The organism is Amycolatopsis sp. NPDC104819 (genome assembly GCF_055583145.1).
In genome coordinates this window covers 92,790-110,943 of the sequence record NZ_JBVJON010000013.1, presented here as the reverse complement: position 1 = coordinate 110,943, position 18,154 = coordinate 92,790, and the positions used below count along the sequence as shown (strand labels likewise).

Annotated in this window: 17 protein-coding genes; 10 read left to right on the top strand and 7 right to left on the bottom strand. The window is 72.5% G+C overall.

From position 1 onward, the window contains the following. The first annotated feature begins 57 nt into the window (after positions 1-57). Both ACZ63E_RS34980 and ACZ63E_RS34975 read left to right on the top strand, forming a co-directional pair. A complete protein-coding gene (locus ACZ63E_RS34980; protein WP_465340669.1) occupies positions 58-2,130 on the top strand; it encodes a putative Ig domain-containing protein in 2,073 nt (690 codons plus the stop codon). A 40-nt stretch (positions 2,131-2,170) separates the two neighbouring features. Next, positions 2,171-3,034, top strand: a complete 864-nt coding sequence (locus ACZ63E_RS34975) for a GNAT family N-acetyltransferase (protein ID WP_465340507.1) — start codon at positions 2,171-2,173, stop codon at positions 3,032-3,034. Here the strand turns inward: ACZ63E_RS34975 and ACZ63E_RS34970 are convergent. Further along, positions 2,959-3,339: an MmcQ/YjbR family DNA-binding protein gene (locus ACZ63E_RS34970; protein WP_465340506.1), complete on the bottom strand. Its 381-nt coding sequence runs from the start codon at positions 3,337-3,339 to the stop codon at positions 2,959-2,961. The two genes, ACZ63E_RS34975 and ACZ63E_RS34970, sit on opposite strands and share 76 nt — an antisense overlap. On the opposite strand from ACZ63E_RS34970, the gene ACZ63E_RS34965 reads away from it, so the two are divergent. Beyond that, entirely contained in the window at positions 3,338-4,108 is a 771-nt protein-coding gene (locus ACZ63E_RS34965; protein WP_465340504.1) for a fructosamine kinase family protein, read from the top strand. The genes ACZ63E_RS34970 and ACZ63E_RS34965 overlap by 2 nt on opposite strands. Here the strand turns inward: ACZ63E_RS34965 and ACZ63E_RS34960 are convergent. Then, complete coding sequence (locus tag ACZ63E_RS34960; RefSeq protein WP_465340503.1) at positions 4,105-4,767, bottom strand: GmrSD restriction endonuclease domain-containing protein; 663 nt, start codon at positions 4,765-4,767, stop codon at positions 4,105-4,107. The two genes, ACZ63E_RS34965 and ACZ63E_RS34960, sit on opposite strands and share 4 nt — an antisense overlap. Positions 4,768-4,856: 89 nt before the next feature. Further along, positions 4,857-5,663, bottom strand: a complete 807-nt coding sequence (locus tag ACZ63E_RS34955) for a hypothetical protein (protein ID WP_465340502.1) — start codon at positions 5,661-5,663, stop codon at positions 4,857-4,859. Positions 5,664-5,826: 163 nt separating this feature from the next. Here ACZ63E_RS34955 and ACZ63E_RS34950 point away from each other — a divergent pair, with 163 nt between their 5' ends. From ACZ63E_RS34950 to ACZ63E_RS34930, 5 genes are read left to right on the top strand one after another with little or no spacing between them, the layout of a single operon-like run. Then, positions 5,827-6,696 carry an urea carboxylase-associated family protein gene (locus tag ACZ63E_RS34950; RefSeq protein ID WP_465340501.1) on the top strand — a complete coding sequence of 290 codons (870 nt, stop codon included), beginning with the start codon at positions 5,827-5,829 and terminating at the stop codon, positions 6,694-6,696. Between the two features lie 41 nt (positions 6,697-6,737). Then, positions 6,738-8,012: an iron-containing alcohol dehydrogenase gene (locus ACZ63E_RS34945; protein ID WP_465340500.1), complete on the top strand. Its 1,275-nt coding sequence runs from the start codon at positions 6,738-6,740 to the stop codon at positions 8,010-8,012. Beyond that, the gene (locus tag ACZ63E_RS34940; protein WP_465340498.1) at positions 8,009-9,262 is read left to right on the top strand and encodes a sensor histidine kinase; all 1,254 of its coding nucleotides are present in this window, start codon (positions 8,009-8,011) and stop codon (positions 9,260-9,262) included. The genes ACZ63E_RS34945 and ACZ63E_RS34940 overlap by 4 nt, the downstream gene beginning before the upstream one ends. Continuing rightward, positions 9,255-9,899 (top strand): MadR family response regulator transcription factor, encoded by a 645-nt coding sequence (locus tag ACZ63E_RS34935; RefSeq protein WP_465340497.1) that lies wholly within the window; start codon positions 9,255-9,257, stop codon positions 9,897-9,899. Before ACZ63E_RS34940 ends, ACZ63E_RS34935 begins: the two co-directional genes overlap by 8 nt. 13 nt (positions 9,900-9,912) lie before the next feature. Then, complete coding sequence (locus tag ACZ63E_RS34930) at positions 9,913-10,305, top strand: NUDIX hydrolase (protein WP_465340496.1); 393 nt, start codon at positions 9,913-9,915, stop codon at positions 10,303-10,305. Position 10,306: 1 nt separating this feature from the next. Here the strand turns inward: ACZ63E_RS34930 and mftM are convergent, their stop codons facing one another. Genes mftM through mdo form a run of 4 tightly spaced genes read right to left on the bottom strand, consistent with a single transcriptional unit; the run spans position 10,307 to position 15,112 of the window. Beyond that, complete coding sequence (mftM, locus tag ACZ63E_RS34925; RefSeq protein WP_465340495.1) at positions 10,307-11,179, bottom strand: mycofactocin oligosaccharide methyltransferase MftM; 873 nt, start codon at positions 11,177-11,179, stop codon at positions 10,307-10,309. Next, on the bottom strand, positions 11,176-12,645 hold the full coding sequence (locus ACZ63E_RS34920; protein WP_465340494.1) for a VWA domain-containing protein: 1,470 nt from the start codon (positions 12,643-12,645) through the stop codon (positions 11,176-11,178). Before ACZ63E_RS34920 ends, mftM begins: the two co-directional genes overlap by 4 nt. Before the next feature lie 11 nt (positions 12,646-12,656). Then, positions 12,657-13,763 (bottom strand): AAA family ATPase, encoded by a 1,107-nt coding sequence (locus ACZ63E_RS34915; protein WP_465340492.1) that lies wholly within the window; start codon positions 13,761-13,763, stop codon positions 12,657-12,659. Between the two features lie 56 nt (positions 13,764-13,819). Further along, positions 13,820-15,112 carry an NDMA-dependent methanol dehydrogenase gene (mdo, locus tag ACZ63E_RS34910; RefSeq protein ID WP_465340491.1) on the bottom strand — a complete coding sequence of 431 codons (1,293 nt, stop codon included), beginning with the start codon at positions 15,110-15,112 and terminating at the stop codon, positions 13,820-13,822. Between the two features lie 216 nt (positions 15,113-15,328). On the opposite strand from mdo, the gene ACZ63E_RS34905 reads away from it, so the two are divergent. Both ACZ63E_RS34905 and ACZ63E_RS34900 read left to right on the top strand, forming a co-directional pair. Further along, positions 15,329-16,942 carry a sigma-54-dependent Fis family transcriptional regulator gene (locus tag ACZ63E_RS34905; RefSeq protein ID WP_465340490.1) on the top strand — a complete coding sequence of 538 codons (1,614 nt, stop codon included), beginning with the start codon at positions 15,329-15,331 and terminating at the stop codon, positions 16,940-16,942. An 85-nt stretch (positions 16,943-17,027) separates the two neighbouring features. Continuing rightward, positions 17,028-18,140 carry an NDMA-dependent alcohol dehydrogenase gene (locus tag ACZ63E_RS34900; RefSeq protein ID WP_465340489.1) on the top strand — a complete coding sequence of 371 codons (1,113 nt, stop codon included), beginning with the start codon at positions 17,028-17,030 and terminating at the stop codon, positions 18,138-18,140. The last annotated feature ends 14 nt before the right edge of the window (positions 18,141-18,154 follow it).

Below are 18,154 nucleotides of genomic sequence, written 5' to 3'. Positions count from 1 at the left end.
CTTTCCCCTGGCCCCGACGGACGGGGCCGGGAAAGGACGCCCCCCATGAGATCGAGGGTGCTTTCTGCTGCGCTCGGTGTGGCCGCGGGCCTGCTGGGCACGGTTGTCGTCGCCGCGCCGGCCCACGCCGCCGCGGCCTGCGGTGACCAGGTCGTCGGCAACGGCGGGTTCGAGAGCGGCACCACGCCGTGGACCCAGACCGCCGGCGTGATCTCCGCCGCCACCGCGGCGGAACCCGCGCACGGCGGGACGATGGACGCCTGGCTGGACGGCACCGGCCGCACGCACACCGACACCCTGTCCCAGCCGCTGACGCTGCCCGCCGGCTGCGCCTCGGCGACGCTGTCCTGGTGGTCGCACATCGACACCCAGGAGACGACCACCGGCACCGCCTACGACAAGCTCGTGGTGCAGGCGGGCACCGACACCCTCGCGAGCTACTCGAACCTCGACAAGAACACCGGGTACGTCCAGCGCACCGTCGACGTGTCGCGCTACCTCGGGCAGACCGTGACGCTGAAGATCACCGGCACCGAGGACTCGAGCCTGGCGACCAACTTCCTCCTCGACGACTTCTCGCTGACCACGACCGGGACGAGCAACCCGCAGTCGCCGGTCGTCACCTCGCCGGGCGCCCAGTCGAGCGCCGTCGGCCAGGCCGTGTCGCTGCAGGTCCAGGCCACCGACCCGCAGAACGACGCGCTCACCTACAGCGCGACCGGCCTGCCCGCCGGGCTGGCGATCGGCGCGAGCACGGGCAAGATCACCGGCACGCCGACCACCGCCGGTACTTCCTCGGTGACCGTGACGGCGAAGGACCCGGCCGGCAACAGCGGCAGCGCCACCTTCGCTTGGACGATCACCGCGGCGCCCGCCGACTCGACACGCACGCCGATCAACCCGGCCTACACCGTCAACCTGACCTCGAACGCCGCCGGCACGACGTGGACCGGGCACCAGTCCGTCAGCTTCACCAACGGGGCCGCGAGCGCGCTGCCCGAGGTCTACCTGCGGCTGTGGGACAACTACCACGGCAGCTGCCCGTCGACGCCGATCACGGTCACCAACGTCACCGGCGGCACCGCGTCCGCGCTGAGCGTCAACTGCACGGCCATGAAGATCACGCTCCCGAGCCCCCTATCCCAGGGCCAGTCGGCGACCATCGGCTTCGACCTGAGCATCGTCGTTCCCAGCGGCGCGGACCGGTTCGGCCACGACGGCGCGTACAACATGATCGGCAACGCGCTGCCCGTGCTCGCGGTCCGCGACGGCGCGGGCTGGCACCTCGACCCCTACACCAACAACGGCGAGTCGTTCTACACCGTGATCAGCAACTTCGACGTCACGCTGGTGCACCCGACGGCGCTGCTCACCCCGGCCACGGGCACGTCGACCGAGACGACCAGCGGCAGCACGACCACGACCCACGCGACCGCGGCGAAGGTGCGTGACTTCGCCTGGGCCGCCGGGCCGTTCGCGAAGATCACCACGACGTCCGGCAAGGGCGTGCGGGTGAACGTCTACTCGGTCAGCGGGATCTCCACCAGCAGCGCCAACCAGATGCTGAGCCTGGCCGCCGACTCGATCGACGTCCACTCGGGCCGCTTCGGCGACTACCCGTACGGCGAGGTGGACGTGGTGCTGGACAACAACTTCTGGTTCGGCGGCATGGAGTACCCGGGCTTCGTGCTCGACCTCGTGTCCACCACCGCGCTGCCGCACGAGCTGGCGCACCAGTGGTTCTACGGGATCGTCGGCGACGACGAGTACAACTCGCCGTGGCTGGACGAGAGCTTCACCGACTACGCCACCGACCTCTACCGCGGGGTCACCGGCAGCGGCTGCGGCATCACCTGGCAGTCGAGCGCGGAGAAGCTGACCAACTCGATGGCGTACTGGGACGCGCATTCGTCCCGGTACTCGACGGTGGTCTACAACTACGGCAAGTGCACGCTGCACGACCTGCGGCGGCTGCTCGGCGACACGGCGATGGCGAACCTGCTGAAGTCGTACGCGCAGTCGCACTGGTACGGCGTCTCGACGACGGCCGAGTTCAAGGCCGCGGCGCAGGCGGCGGCCGGGTCGACCGACCTGACGTCGTTCTGGGCCACCCACCGCGTCGAGGGATAACCGGTTGGTTCCCCGTCCGTGCGTCCGGCACTGTGGGCGCATGGACGGGGAACGGCTCTTCTGCGACACGGCGCTGGCGGCGCGGATCGACCGGGCCGAGGCGCGGCTCACGGCCGAGAGCAGCGACGCCGCGCGGGTGCGGCGCGGGGACTCCCCGGGGTTCGCGCGGCCGTTCGCCGGTGGGGTCGCCAGCTTCGCCGAGGCGGACTCGCCGTTCAACAAGGTCATCGGGCTCGGCTTCGACGGACCGCCGTCGGAGGCCGAACTGGCCGAGGTCGAAGCCTCGTTCGCCGAGCTGAACGCGCCGGTGCAGGTCGAGCTGAGCCCGCTGGCCGCCGCCGGGACCGGCGCGTTCTTCACCGAGCGCGGGTACCGGCTGGAGTCGTTCGAGAACGTGCTCGGGCGGCGGCTGGGCGACACCGGCGAGCCCGCCGACGTCCGGCTGATCCGCGACGACGAGCTGGCGGCGTGGCTGGTGATGGTCGCCGACGCCACCGCGGTCGCCGACACCGAAGGGCTGCCCGCGCACGAGGACTTCCCGCGGGAGACGCTGATCCGCGCCCTGCGCGACATGTCCGGGGTGCGGCGCTACGTCGCGGAGCGGGACGGCGAGTTCGCCGGGGGCGCGAGTTTCCGCGTCACCGACGGGATCGCCCAGTTCACCGGCGCGGCCACCGCGCCCGCGCACCGCCGTCGCGGGGTGCAGAGCGCGCTGCTGCGGGCCCGGCTCACCGCGGCCACGGCGGCCGGGTGCGACATCGCCGTCGTCACGACCCAGCCGGGGTCCAAGTCGCAGCAGAACGTCCAGCGGCAGGGGTTCGACCTGCTCTACGCGCGGGCGATCCTGGTGAAGGGCACCGCGGCGACCAGCTCTTCCGGGGCCGAGAGCCGCCAGGCCTCGTAGATCAGCTCGGCGACCTCGTCCGGCTCGACGCCGTCGAGGTGGACCACGACCCAGCCGAAGCCGCCCGCGGTGAACTGCACCTCGAAGACGTCGGGGCGTTCGGAGACCAGGGCGAGCTGTTCGGAGATCGTCTGCTTGAGGCCGAGGGTCCGCGTCCGCGGCCAGTAGTACCCGAACCGCTTGCCGCGCACGCTGAACGACGAGTAGTCGCGCGCCTCGGACCGGTCGACGTCCGCCAGCGCGCCGAGCACCCGTTCGAAGTCCTGCACCGGTTCACGGTAGCGCGCCGGTACCGTGCGGGTCATGGGTGAGGTGACCGAGACCGTGCTGGCCGACGGCCGGGCCGTCGTGGTCAAGCACGGCGCCGGACCACGGGCGACGGCGGCCGAAGCGGCGGGCCTGCGCTGGCTGGCCGAGGCGGGGACCGTGCCGGTGCCCCAAGTGCACAGCGAAGACGACGACCGGCTCGTCCTCGACCGGATCCCGGCCGGCCGTCCGGACGCGGCGGCCGCGGACCGGTTCGGGCGCGGACTGGCACGCCTGCACGCGGCCGGGGCGCCGGCGTTCGGCGCCGCTCCCCCGGGCGGCCCGGCCGACGCGTGGATCGGCCTGGCGCCGATGGCGAACGTCCCGGGTGAGGACTGGCCTTCGTGGTACGCCACGCATCGGGTGCTGCCGTACGTGCGTCTGGCCGTCGACGAAGGGACGCTCGAAGCCGCGCCGTTCGAGCGCGCCTGCGAGCGGATGGAAGCCGTCGCGGGCCCGCCCGAGCCGCCCGCCCGGCTGCACGGCGACCTGTGGAACGGCAACGTCCTGTGGGACGGCGCCGAGGCGTGGCTCATCGACCCGGCGGCCCACGGCGGGCACCGCGAGACGGACCTGGCCATGCTGCGCCTGTTCGGCTGCCCGCACCTGGACCGGATCGTGGCCGCGTACGACGAGACCGCACCACTCGCCGAGGGCTGGCGGGACCGGATCGGGCTGCACCAGCTGTTCCCGCTGCTGGTGCACACCGTCCTGTTCGGACAGTCCTATGCCGGGCAGGCGCTCGCCGCGGCGCGGTCGCTGGGTTAGCAGTGGCCCAGCATGGTCTCCAGCGCCGTCTTCTCCGGGACCGTGATCGTCAGCCCGTAGTTGCGCTTCACGTCGATCCAGTCGACCGCGTAGGTGCACCAGTACGACACCAGCGGCGGCTTCCACTGGTCCGGGGCCTTGTCGCTCTTCTGCTCGTTGAGGTTGTCCGTCACCGCGTGCAGCTGTGGGCGGACCAGGTCGTTCGCGAACTGCTCGCGGCGTTCCTGCGGCCAGGACTTGGCGCCGCTGACCCAGGCCTGCCCGAGCGGCACCATGTGGTCGATGTCCACATCGGACGCCTTCTGCCAGGTCTCGCCGTCGTACGGGCTCACCCAGGTGCCGGACTTCGGCGCGCAGTCGGCGTTCGTGGTCACGTTCTTGCCGTCGCGCTTGAGCACCTGTTCGCGCGTGTCGCAGGCGCCCTCGACCTTGTCCCAGTGCGGGAACTTCTCGCGGCTGTAGCCGTCCATCGTGCCGCGGACGGCGACCTGGAGCGCGGCCAGCTCGGTCTTCGCCTGGGCCGGGGAGATCGGCGGGGCGGCGGCCGTCCCGGTGGGCTGCGCGCCGGACCCGGCGGCCAGGTCGTCGGTGAGCTTGCAGCCGGCCAGGGCGGCCCCGGTGAGCACGGCCAGCAGGACGACGGACAGCGCGCGCGGCATGGTGAACCCCTTTCACGTCTACCGGGAGATGCCCAGGAGACGCGCCGGGGAAACGGTGCAGATGGCCTAGTTGGCGCGAACTGATCGAGTCACGAGCCGTGGAAGACGTCCGCGACGAACACCGCGGCCACCACGCCCACCGTGACGAGGAACAGCAGCACCACCACCAGGCCCCACGGAACCTGCCGGATGGGCCGCTGCCGCGGGAACACGGCGATCCCCGGCCCGCGCGACAGCCGGGGGCCGGGCTCTTCGGGGGCCGGCGCCGGAGGTGGTGGCGGCGGATCCGGCGGCACCTCGATCACCGCGGGCAGCTCCGGCAAGGGTGACGCCGCCGGGAGCCGCGCGGGGAACCCGTCGGCCAGCAGCACCGCCCGCGGCGGCGCGAGGTGGGCCAGGGAGAGGGCGTAACACGCGTCGAGGACGTCGTCGGCCGACCAGACGGTCCGCCAGCGGTTGTGCTGGCCGATGATCCGCCGCAGCCCGCGCGGGTCGGCGAGCACGACCGCCACCCCGGGCACCGTGCCGGGCAGCTGCCAGTCCGCCTGCACGGGCGAGCCGGTCACCACCGCGACCAGGCCCGTCACGAACCGGCCGCCATCGTGGCCGGCGAGCGCGCCCTTCGCCGCCGCGACGCCGGCGCCGGCCCGCTCGCCCGGGCCGGGCCACGGCGCCGGGCCGGCCTCGTGCGCCGCGATCACCACCACGCCGTAGCGCGTGAACACGAGCGCGTCGACGAACAGCGGGCCGCGCCGGCTGGGCAGGCTGATGCCGGCCAACGCGAGTCCCGTCAGGTGGTCGGGGCCGGGGCCCCACGACCGGAGCAGCCGCACGAGGTAGTTCCCGGCGGCGGGCAGGTCCTGGTCTTCACCGGAACGCTGGAGTGCCACGAGCACGCCGGTCACACCTCCCACGACGAGACGGCGAGCACTCCCTCGACGGTAGGAGCGGACCGCCCGGCGCCCCAGCAGCCGAACGAGTGATCGAACACCACGGTGCGTAGCCGCGCCCCCGGGGCATCCTGGACCGGCACCCGCCCACCGATCAGGGAGACCACCGATGGCTTCACCCCCGGCCGCCTACCGCGGCGCCGCGCTCGACGTCGACCGGCCCTTCTACCGGCGGCTCGCCACCGCCGACGGCCGCGAGCTCATCGACGCCTTCGCAGTGCCGATCCGCTCCGGGCGCGCGTGGCGAGTCCCGCGCGGGCACCTCTGCCGGCTCGTGACCGTCGAGGGCCCGCAGGTCGGCGACCTCAACCTGTGGAACGCCGACGACCCGCGCGAACGGTTCTGGGCGGCCCGCACCCGCCAGCTGCACCGCGCCCACGTCAGCACGTTCGACCGGCTCTGGTCGACGCTGCCGTTCCTGCGCCCGCTGGCCACGATCACCGCCGACACGCTCGAAAACCACGGCCGGGACGGCGACGGCGGCCGGGTCCACGACCTGCTCGGCACCCGCTGCGACCCGTACGTCAACCGGCTGCTCACCGGCGAGGACTTCGACTTCCACTGCCACTCGAACCTCGTGCGCGCCGTCGCGCCGTTCGGGCTCACCGAGTTCGACGTGCACGACGTCCTGAACGTCTTCCAGTGCACCGGTCTCAACGACGAAGACCGGTACTTCATGAAGGCCTGCCCGGCCCGCCCCGGCGACCACTTCGAGTTCTTCGCCGAAGTCGACCTGGTGTGCGCCCTGTCCACCTGCCCCGGCGGCGACCTGTCCGTCCCGCTCTGGGGACCGGACGCCCGCGACCCGATCGACGTCTGCCACCCGATCGGCGTCGAGGTCCTCAAACCCCGCGCTGACCTGCTGGAAGGCTGGTCGTCACCGCCGCGCGCGGCCTACCGCGGCCAGCACGGCGTCCGGCTGCCGGAGTGGGCCGACCTACCCGATCGGACGGGTCGGACCGGCGGAGCGCCGGGGTAGCCTGGCCGGAAGTCAACGCCGACGCAGCATCGGGAGTGCCCGTGGTCCTCACTCGCCGGCCCTCGCCCTCCCGGGTGGCCGACGACGGCGGAACCTGGCCGGCCACGGTGCTCACCCAGCCGGCCGGCCTGTACGGCGCCGCGGCCGCGCCGGCCGGGCCCGAAGGCCTCACCATCGCCAAGTTCCACGCGCCCGAGATCATGTTCGGCGAGGGCGCGCTCGCCGAGGCCGGGCACGTCGCCGCGCGGCTGGGCGCGCGGCGGCCGCTGGTCGTCACCGACGCCGGGCTGCTCGCGACGCCGTGGGTGGACGAGCTGCTCGCGCACCTGCGCGCCGAGGGCCTGGCCCCGACGGTGTGGGCCGACCCGACACCGAACCCCAAGGACCACGAGATCACCGCCGGGCACGAGCGGTACGTCGAAGCCGGCTGCGACGTCATCATGGGTCTCGGCGGCGGATCGGTGATCGACGCGGGCAAAGGCGTCGCGCTCCTGGCCGCCAACGGCGGGGACATCCTCGACTTCGAGGGCGTCGACCGCAGCGGCCAGCCGATCCCGCCGATGGTGATGATCCCGTCGACCGCGGGCACCGGCGCCGACGTCTCGCAGTTCTGCATCGTCACCGACACCACGCACAACACCAAGATCACCATCATCGGCCGCACCCTGGTGCCGGACGTCTCGGTGACCGACCCGCGGCTGCTCACCACGATGCCGGACTGGCTGGCCGCGGCGACCGGGCTCGACGCGCTGACCCACGGCATCGAGGCGTTCGTGTCCAAGGCGCACAACCCGCTCACCGACCACCACGCGCTAAACTCGATCGCGCTGGTCAACGGGAACCTGGTGCGCAGCATCGACCGCCCGGCCGAGCGGTCGCCGCGGTTGCTGATGGCGCAGGCGAGCCTGGAGGCGGGGCTGGCGTTCACCAACGCGATCCTCGGCGCGGCCCACGCGATGAGCCACCAGGTCGGCGGGCTGCTCGACCTGCCGCACGGCGTGATCAACGGGGTGCTGCTCCCCCACGTCGTCCGGTTCAACGCCCGCGCGCACCCGGACCGGTACGTGCCGATCGCGCGGGCCCTCGGGCTCGCCACGGCCGACACCCCGGCGGCGGACGCCGGGCTCGCCGTCGCCGAGCAGGTGCGGGCGCTCGCGGACGACGTCGGCGTGCCGAAGGGGCTGGGCGAGCTCGGCGTCACCGTGGCACACCTGCCGGTGCTGGCGCGCAACACCCTGCACGACGCGTGCCTGGCCACCAACCCGCGCACCGCCGACGCCGCGGAGATCGAAGCGCTGTTCCGGGCCGCCCTGTGACCCGCGCGCCGCTCGACGACCACGACCGGCCCGGTTACCTGGCCGAGCTGACCGGGGTCCGGTCGAGCAAACGGTCGTTCTACCCGGCGTACGTGACGTCGATCGAGCGCCTCGAAGGCGTGATCCACGCCCTGGACCGGATTTCCCGGACGCTCGTGCGCACGGTGGAGCAGCAGGACGACCTGCTGCGCGCGACCGTGCGCACCGCCGCGGAGCACGTCGACGCGGAGTACGCGCTGTTCGCCGTCGCCGACTCGGTGCTGCCGGAGGCCGAGCCGCGGTGCACGATCATCGGGCCCGGCGGCCGTCAGCTGTCCACTGTGGACCCGATGCCGGGCTACGTGCGCAGCTGCCTGACCCGGACGCTCGCCGGGCAGCTCGGCTTCGACACCGCCGACGACCAGCCCGGCCGGCACCTGCGGGTGCCGGTGACGCTGGCGTGCGAGGTCGTCGGCGGGCTGCTGCTGTGGGCGCCGCGCGGGCGCAAGATCGACACGACCGACGAGGCCGTGCTGCGGATCCTGGCCAGCCAGAGTGTGGTGGCGCTGCACAACTCTTCGCTGCACCGCCGCAGCGAGCGGGCCCAGCAGGAGCTGCTGGCCGCCCGCCAGCGCGAGGTGATCGACTCGGAGCGGCACCGGATCGCGCGGGAGCTGCACGACAGCGTCACGCAGTCCGTGCTGTCGGCGGGGATGCAGGTCGAGCTGTGCCGGGCCGAGGCGAGCGGCGAGTCGGCGGACCGGCTCGCCGTGGCCAAGGACCTCACCCGCGGCGCGGTCGACCAGCTGCGCTCGGTGATCCACGCGCTCAGCCACGACCGCGAGCGCTCGCACGCCGGTCTGCCCGAGCTGTTGGAGCAGCTGACCACTGTGCACCTGCCGACGGAGCTGGCGGTGGAGCTGCGGATCGGCGGCAAGCCGGTCGAGCTGCCCGCCGAGGCCGAGCACTCGCTGTTCCGCATCTGCGGCGAGGCCCTGTTCAACAGCGCGGTCCACGGCCACGCCCGGCGCGCGCTGATCCGGCTGAGCTACCGCCTCGACGAGGTGGTGCTGGCGGTGTCCGACGACGGCTGCGGCGAGCCCGAGGTGCTGCGCCGCGTGCTGCGCGTCGCCGGCGGCCACGACCTCGACGGCGCCCACCGCGGCCTGGCCAACATGGACGCCCGCGCCCGCGAGCTCGGCGGCACGTTCTCGGTGCGCCGCTCCCGGATCGGCGGCGTCAAGATCGTGGTGGGGGTGCCCCTTGACTGACCCGATCACGATCGTCCTGGTCGACGACCACGCGATCCTGCGCCAAGGCTTGCGTTCGGTCCTGGAGCGGGATCCGTTGTTCAGCATCGTCGGCGAGGCGTCGACGGCGGCAGAGGCCCAGGCGGTGGTGGCCGCCCACCGGCCCGCGGTGGTGCTGCTGGACCTGAAGCTCTCGACGTCGTCCGACTCGGAGGGCCTGGCACTGTGCCGCTCGCTGACGGCGGCGTATCCCACGCTGGCGGTTCTGGTGCTGACGACGTTCCTCGAGGACCACCTGGTGATGGAGGCGGTCCAGGCGGGCGCGCGGGGTTACGTGGTCAAGGACGTCGACACGACGGCGCTGGCCGACGCGATCAAGGCGGTGTCGCGCGGGGAAAGCGCGTTCGACTCGCGGAGTGTGACGTCGGTGGTCCGGACGCTGTCGGGCCGCACCCAGCCGGACGCGCAGCGGTTGACGGACCGGGAGCTGACGGTGCTGAAGCTGCTGGCGCAGGGGCTGTCGAACCAGGCGATCGGGGCGGAGCTGTTCATTTCGCCGACGACGGCGAAGTTCCACGTCGGGAACATCATGCGGAAGCTGGAGGCGGGGAGCCGGGCGGAAGCGGTGTACGCGGCTTCGAAGCGGGCGTTGATCTAGGTACGGTCGGCGGGTGGAATTACTCCCCTTCGACGAGTACGCCCGCTCCCTGGACCGCAAGCGCACGGCCGCGGGTGTGCTCTTCCGCGACGAAGCCGATCGCCGCGAACTGCGCGAAGAGCTGGGGCTCGACCGGGCGCCCGGCCGGCTGCTGGTCATCGACCACCAGCCGGCGGCGAAGCTGCCGGAGGGCATCAACTTCATCTTCGACGGCGGCCTGGTGACCGAGGACGACGTCGCGCGTCTGACCTTCACCGACCCCGAGATCGTCGCCGCGACCCTGCTGCCGCTCGCCGAAGCCGAGCCCGGCCTCGAACCGGTCCTCGCCCGCCGGGTGGCCGCCGCGGTGGCTGCCGCCCGGTCCGGCGAACTACTCCTTTGCGAAGACGGCCACCCGGTCCACTAGCTCACTCCACGTCGAGGACCAGCCAGCCGCCGTGGTGCTCGAACACCGTGAACGGCACCCCCGACACCCTCCCCCACTCGCGCAGCGCCGCGAAGTCGAAACACCGCACGTGCCCGAACGCCGGGTTCGGCGTCTCCTCGAACGGGACCGCCACCACCACCCGGCGCCGGGCCACGCGCAGCATCTCCCGCAGCGCCGCCGTTCCGTGCGCGGCCGGCAGGTGCTCCAGCAGATGGATCGCCGTCACCGTGTCGACGCTCCGGGCGGCCAGCGGCACCGCCGCCGCGTCGCAGGTCAGGACCGGGACCGGGGTTCCGAACCACGACGACACCCGGGACAGCAGCCCCATGGTCGCCGGCGAGAGGTCCGACGCGATCGGGCGCAACCCGCGCGAAACCATCTGCAGCGGCAAGAACCCGAAGCAGGACCCCAGATCCAGCACCGACCGCCCCTGCACCAGCTCCAACGCCCGCGAATGCACCGGAGCGAACGACGCGATCGTGCCCGCGGGACCTGGACGCCGCAGCGCTGCCAAAGTGTTGGCGTAGAACACCGTCCACGCCAGCAGCGGGTCGTGCACCGTCGTGCGGACCACGCCGGTGAACAGCTCCTCGAAGTGCCCCGCGAGAAAGTCCAGCTCCGAAGCGAGATGGCCCGCTAAGTCGTCGTCCAGCTCGTCACCCCGGTAACGGTGCGAGACCAGTGTCCGCCGCCCCAGCGAGTACACCCGGAAATGCGCAGTCACGCGCGAAGGCGCCAGCCGGGCGGTCAAGGCGTTCGGCACCGCGACGCCGTCCTCGTGGCACACCAGCACCTCGCCGCACTCCCACCAGCCGCGGTGGCCCGGCGCGAGCGGGTCCAGGACCGCCGTCACCGGCCGGTCCTCGCCGTGGCCAGGTCCGCCGCCGCACTGTCCAAACCGGACAGGTCGCGGACGACGCGGACGCGGTCGCAGAACTCCGCGTACGCCGGCAGGTCACACGGCCCGAGCCCCCACGAGTAGCGCGGCTCCTGCGTCAGCCAGATCGTCTCGCGGGCCCGGCGGGTCAGCTCTTCGAACGCGGGCAGGTTCGGGTCGGCGCCGTTGCCGCGCCCGTCGCCGAGCACCAGCACCGTCGTGCGGCGCGTCACCGCGGACCCGAATTCGGACAGGAACGTCCCGAACACCCGGCCGTAGTCGGAGTTCGCGTCGATGTCCAGGACGTCGCCGCCGAACACCAGCCCGAGGGCCTCCTCGACGTGGTAACGCCCGAACAGCCCGGTGATCTCGGCCGGCTCCGCGACGAACGCGAAGGTCCGCACCTGCCCGAACATCCCCTGCAGCCGGTGCACCAGGTGCAGCGTGAACCGCGCGGTCGCGCGCACCGACAGGCTGACGTCGGCGAGCACGACCAGCCGCGGCTTGTCCTCCGCCTTCGCGATCGTCACCGGCCGGAACGGGACGCCGTCGTAGCGCATGTTCCGCCGCATCGTCCGCGCCGAGTCGACCCGCCCGCGCGCCGCCTCGCGCTTCCGGTGCGTCGGCGCGCCGCGCAGGCTCTGCACCAGGCGCCGCACCGCGGCTTCCAGCTGGTCCTGTTCGCGGCCGCCCAGCTCCCCCACCGGCGCGACGCGGCGGCCTTCCACCGTGTGCTGCAGCGACATCAGGTACTCGAGGTGCCGCTTCAACGCCTCCGGCAGCCCGTTGAGCACACCCGCGAGCCGCACCCGCATCGCCGCCGCGTCCTCCTCGTCGCCGCCCGGGTCGGCGGTGTCGTCGAGCCAGCCGAGCAGCGCGTCCTGCTCGGTGAGGCTCAGCTCGGTGTCCAGCCGGGTGCCCGGCGCGGCGCTGAGCGCGCCCGGGTCGGCGCCGTGCGTGCGGTCGACGTCGAGCCGGACGGAGTTCGAGTCCTCCAGCGAGCCGACTTCCTGCTGCGAGAACACCACTTCGTCGGTGGTCTCGCTGTCCAGGACGATCGGGTTCAGCTCGGGGTGCGGGCTGTACCGCTCGACCAGCTTGGACCGGTCGAACAGGTCGCCGACCTCGGCGTCCGGGCTCTCCATGTCCGCCCGCGGCGGCCGCTGGCCCAGCTCGTCGGCGATCGTGAACTCGTCGAGGTCCCGCGCCCGGCGCCGGGACCGCTCACCGGGGAACCGGACGAGGGCGAAGAAGGCGTCGAAGAGCTCGTCGAACCGGTCGTCGTCGCGGTGGTCCTTCACCAGCGCCGCGCGCAGCACCTCGCGGAAGAGGCCGCGGTCGGCGAGGATCCCGGGCGCGGCGGCGCCGGCGAGCGCGTCGAGCGTCTCGGACACCGACACCCGGACGCCGCTCGCCCGCAGCAGCCGCGCGAAGCGGTGCACGGTCGCCTCCATCAGGCCCGCCGGTGCCGGCCGAGGTTGGCGGTGAACGACCGCGCCCCCTGGCTGGTGCTGACCTGCCGCACCCGGCCCTGTTCGTCGCCGGGCGCGGGCTGCTGCTTCTCGCCGTAGTAGCCGGGCCCGTGCCGGCCGGGCCGGTCGCGGTCGCCCCGCAGCGCGGCGCCTTCGTTCTCCGCCGCCACCTCTTCGCCGGCCAGGAGCTTCGGCAGGGCGGCGGTCGCGCGTTCGACGTCCTTGTCGTACTTCGCGACCACGGAGATCGTGTCTTCGAGCAGGCCCGGCTCCAGCTCGGTGGCGCCGAGCACGGTGAGCGTGCGGGCCCAGTCGATCGTCTCGGAGATGCTCGGCGGCTTGCGCAGGCCGAGGGCTCGCAGCCCGCGGACGACGTCGACGAGGTGCTCGGCCAGCGCGTCCGGCAGCCCGGTCTTCTTGCTGCGGATGATGTCCAGCTCCCGCGCCGCCGACGGGTAGTCGAGGAACAGGTGCAGGCAACGGCGTTTCAGCGCGGCCGAGAGGTCACGCGTGTTGTTGGACGTGAGCACGACGTACGGCGGGTGCTCGGCGACGAACGTCCCCAGCTCGGGCACCGACACCTGCTGCTCGGCGAGCATCTCCAGCAGCACGGCTTCCAGCGCTTCGTCGGCCCGGTCGACCTCGTCGACGAGCAGCACCACCGGCTCCGGCGACCGCACGGCTTCCAGCAGCGGCCGGGCGGCGAGGAACCGCTCCGAGAAGAAGACGCTGTCCTGCGCGCTGATCCGGTCGACGGCCTCGCGCAGGTCGGCCGCGTCCTCGACGATCGCGCCGATCTTCTCCCGCAGCAGCTGCGTGTAGAGCATCTGCTTGCCGTAGTCCCAGTCGTAGAGCGCCTTCGTCTCGTCCTGGCCCTCGTAACACTGCAGGCGCAGCAGCCGCCGTCCGGTCGCGGCCGCCAGGGACTTCGCCAGCTCGGTCTTGCCGACGCCGGCGGGTCCTTCGAGCAGCACCGGCTTGCCCAGCTCGGCCTGCAGGAACACGGTGGTGGCCAGCCGCCGGTCGGCGAGGTAGCCGACCTCGGCCAGCCGCGCGGCGACGTCGTCGACCGAAGCGAAACTCGTCACGGATGCCCCTTCGCAGGCGGGGCCCGCGGGTGCCGGGGCACCCGCGGGCCGGGGTTTCAGGAGAGGAAGTCGTCCAGGTCGCCGTTGAAGCAGTGGTCGACCACCGGGCGGACGGTTTCGAAGGTCGTCTCCTTCGGGTTCCCGGGGGTGCACGAGTCGCCGAGGATGTGGTTCGACACGCGGTCGACGTCTTCGGCGTCCCCCTTGATCACGTTCGCCTGCTCGTAGTACTTCGACGGGCCGGTGCCCAGGCGGTTCTTCGGGTGGGTGTCCTGGGTGACGTCGGTGAACTTCTCCGGGATGCCGACGTCGCGCAGCAGCCGGATCGCGGCCGCGACGGCGGCGTCGGCGGCCTTGACGTCGGTCATGCCGGCCGTGTCGACGCCGAGTGCGCCGGCGAGCTTCGCGTAGCGCTTGTAGGCGACCGGCAGGTTCCACGCCCACACCCGCGGGAGCGCGATGGCGTTGTTGAGGCCGTGGTGGGTGTCGTAGAAAGCGCTGACCGCGTGCGAAACCGAGTGGATGACCCCGAGGCCGCCGGAGTTGAACGCCTGCCCGGCGGTGTACTGCGCGTACATCATCCCTTCGCGGGCTTCGAGGTTGTCGCCGTGCCAGGTCGCGGCCCGCAGGTGCTGCCCGACGAGCTCGGCCGAGTACAGCGCGTTGCCCAGCGAAGGCGTGAAGTTCAGCCGGGAGACGTAGGGCTCGGACGCGTGGGCGAGCACGTCGAAGCCGCACTGCGCGGTGAAGTGCGACGGGCAGTCGTAGTAGAGCACCGGGTCGTCCACCGCGAGGGTGACGACGGACGCGTCGTCGAACGCGACGTACTTGTGCGGGTTGTCCGGGTCGGTCGTGGTGTCGGTGATGACGTAGGCCCACGACGTCTCGGAGCCGGTGCCTGCCGTCGTCGAGACGGCGATGTGCGGCGGGTTCTTCGGGTTCTCGCTCTTGTTGAACCCTTCGAACTCGTTGATGTTGCGGCCGTCGTGCGCGACCGAGATCCGCGCGCCCTTGCAGGCGTCGTGCGAGGAGCCGCCGCCGATCGAGACGAAACCGTCGCAGTTGTTCTCCTGGTACAGCGCGACGGAGTCCATCACGTTGTAGTCCTTGGGGTTGGACTCGACCTGGTCGTAGAGCACCGGGTCGAGGCCGTGGTACTTCAGCGACTCGAAGAGCTTGTGCACGATGTCCGTGCCGCGCAGGCCCGACGTCATGACCAGCGGCCGCTTCATGCCCATCTTCAGGGCCTCCGGGCCGATCATCTCGTGCGCGCCCGGGCCGAGCAGCGCCCGCGGCATCGGGTGGAACTCCTTGAGCGGGAACGGCTTGATCAGTTCGTCGACCTGCATGAGGCATCCCTTTCACGAACGGGCTTGGCGTGCGGCCGACGCTATTTGCGGTGCGGCGCCTGCGAAACAGCTCACCCCGGAAACCGTCCGGGCGGCGCCGGAGAACCGTCCGGCCGGAGCGGGCGGGCACCTGCCCGATCGGACGGGCCCACCACGCTTGCGTCCCGTGTGATGATGGAAGTCCGGGGACACCGAGCGGCTCGACGAGGAGTGCGAGTGGACCTGCGGACCGAGATCGCGCAGTCGTGGCGACGGGCGGAGCTGTCCGGGCTCTCCCCGGCGTCGTCCGTCGAGCGCCTGGACTTCGCCGACGTCGACAGCCGCAGCCGCCTGCTGCGCGCGGCGTCACCGGTGCTCGACGAGCTGGCGCGGCAGCTGGCGGACACGCGGTTCTGCGTCATCCTCGCCGACGCCGAGTGCCGGATCGTCGCGCGGCGGTTCAGCGAGCGGTCGGTGGAGCTGGCGCTGGAGGACATCAGCGCCGTGCCCGGCTGCCAGTTCCTCGAGGAGCGCACCGGCACGAACGCGCTCGCGACGCCGTTCGAGACCCGCCGCGGGGTCGCGGTCGACGGCGACGAGCACTTCCTCGAAGCGATGAAGCAGTTCACCTGTTACGGCCACCCGGTGGTGCACCCGGCGACCCGACGGCTCGCCGGCGTCCTCGACATCACCGGCCCGGCCGGCGACGCGAACCCGCTGCTCGGGCCGTTCCTGCGGCGCGCGGTCGCCGACATCGAACGGCGGCTGCTCGACGGCGCGAAGCTGGCCGAGCAGCAGCTGCTCGCCGCGTTCCAGTCCGTGCAGCACCGGGCGTGCGCGGTGCTGGCGCTCGGCCACGACGTCGTGCTGGCCAACACCGCGGCGACCGAGCTGGTCGACACCGCCGACCACCGGCTGCTGCAGGAGCTGGGCCGCACCCAGCGCGGGCTGCGCCGGCTCCGGCTGACGTCGGGCACGCCGGTGGAGGTGCGGGTCGAGGCGGTGTCGGCGAACGCCGGGCTGCTGTTCGAGCTGGCGCCGGTGCGCCCGGCGAGCCCGGTCGTGTCCCGTCCGCCGGGTGCGCCCGGCCTGTTCCCGGCGCAGATCGACGAGCGGCTCCGCGGCGCGGGCCGCGCCCGGCGGCGGGTGCTGATCTCCGGCGAGCCCGGAGCCGGCCGCAGCACGGCGGCCCGGGTCGTCGCCGGTGACGCGCCGGTGCAGGTGTTCGACGTCTCCGACGTCGTCTCGGGCGAAGCGGAGTGGTGCGCCCGCGTGGAGGCGGCCGCCGGCGGGCCGGAGCTACTGGTGGTCGACGGGATCCAGCTGCTGCCCCCGCTGGCCGCGGTCCGCCTGGCCCGTGTGCTGGACACGACCTCGGCGTGGTTCGCCCTGGTCAGCGGGCCGCCGTCGGAGCTGCACGGGGAGCAGGCGACGCTCGCCGCCCGGGTCCACCGGCGCATCGAACTGCCGCCGTTGCGCGAACGCCGCGCCGAGATCCCGTCGATCGCCCGGGAGCTGCTGCGCGGTCTCGGCGGCTCGCTGCGCCTGACCCCGGGCGCGCTGGAGCTGCTGGCGTCCCAGCACTGGCCGGGCAACCTCCGCGAGCTGGCGGGAGTACTGGCGGGCGCGGCGGACCGCCGGTCGGCGGGCGACCTGACGGCGGCCGACCTCGCCCCGGGCGGCCTGGAGACGGCGCCGGGAGCGGCCCTGAGCGGCTGGGAGCAGGCGGAGTACGACGTGATCGTCCGGACGCTGCGAGCGTGCGACGGCAACAAGGTGCGGGCGGCGAAACAGCTGGGCATCAGCCGGTCGACGCTCTACAACCGGATGCGCGCGCTGCGGGTCCGCTGACCGGGGTGTCCGGGATTCGGACACTTCACCGGTCCGCCGGGTCAACACAATCGAGGGCACCACCGCCGCACGTGGAGGAGACGCCGTGAAGACCAAGGCCGCCGTACTGTTCGATGCCGGTAAGCCGTTCGAGATCATGGAGCTGGACCTGGACGGGCCCGGCCCGGGCGAGGTGCTCATCAAGTACACCGCCGCCGGGTTGTGCCACTCGGACCTGCACCTCATCGACAACGACCTCGTGCCGCGCTTCCCGATCATCGGCGGCCACGAAGGCGCCGGGATCATCGAGGACGTCGGCCCGGGCGTCACCAAGGTGCAGCCCGGTGACCACGTCGTCTGCAGCTTCATCCCCAACTGCGGCACCTGCCGCTACTGCTCCACCGGCCGCCAGAACCTCTGCGACATGGGCGCCACCATCCTCGAAGGCCACCTGCCGGACGGCACCTTCCGCTTCCACGGCGGCGGCCAGGACTTCGGCGCCATGTGCATGCTCGGCACGTTCTCCGAGCGCGCCACCATCTCGCAGCACTCGGTCGTCAAGGTCGACGACTGGCTGCCGCTGGAGACCGCCGTGCTCGTCGGCTGCGGCGTCCCGACCGGGTGGGCCACCGCCAACTACGCCGGCGGTGTCCGGGCCGGGGACACCACCGTCGTCTACGGAATCGGCGGCATCGGCATCAACGCCGTGCAGGGCGCCGCGCACGCCGGCGCCAAGTACGTCGTCGCCGTCGATCCCGTCGAGTTCAAGCGGGAGGCCGCGCTCAAGTTCGGCGCCACCCACGCGTTCGCCACCGCCGCCGAAGCCGCCGAGAAGGTCAACGAGCTGACCTGGGGCCAGCTGGCCGACCAGGCGCTGATCACCGTCGGCACCGTCGAGGAGGACGTCGTCAGCCAGGCGTTCGACGTGGTCGGCAAGGGCGGCACCGTGGTCATCACCGGGCTCGCCAACCCCGAGAAGCTCACCGTGCACGTCTCCGGCGGCGTGATGACGCTGTTCGAGAAGACGATCAAGGGCACGCTGTTCGGCTCGGCGAACCCGCAGTACGACATCGTCCGGCTGCTGCGGCTCTACGACGCCGGGAAGCTCAAGCTGGACGAGCTGGTGACCCGCAAATACACCCTCGACCAGGTCAACGAGGGTTACCAGGATCTGCGCGACGGCAAGAACATCCGCGGCGTCATCGTCCACTCCGCATAGCCGGTGCGCCGAAG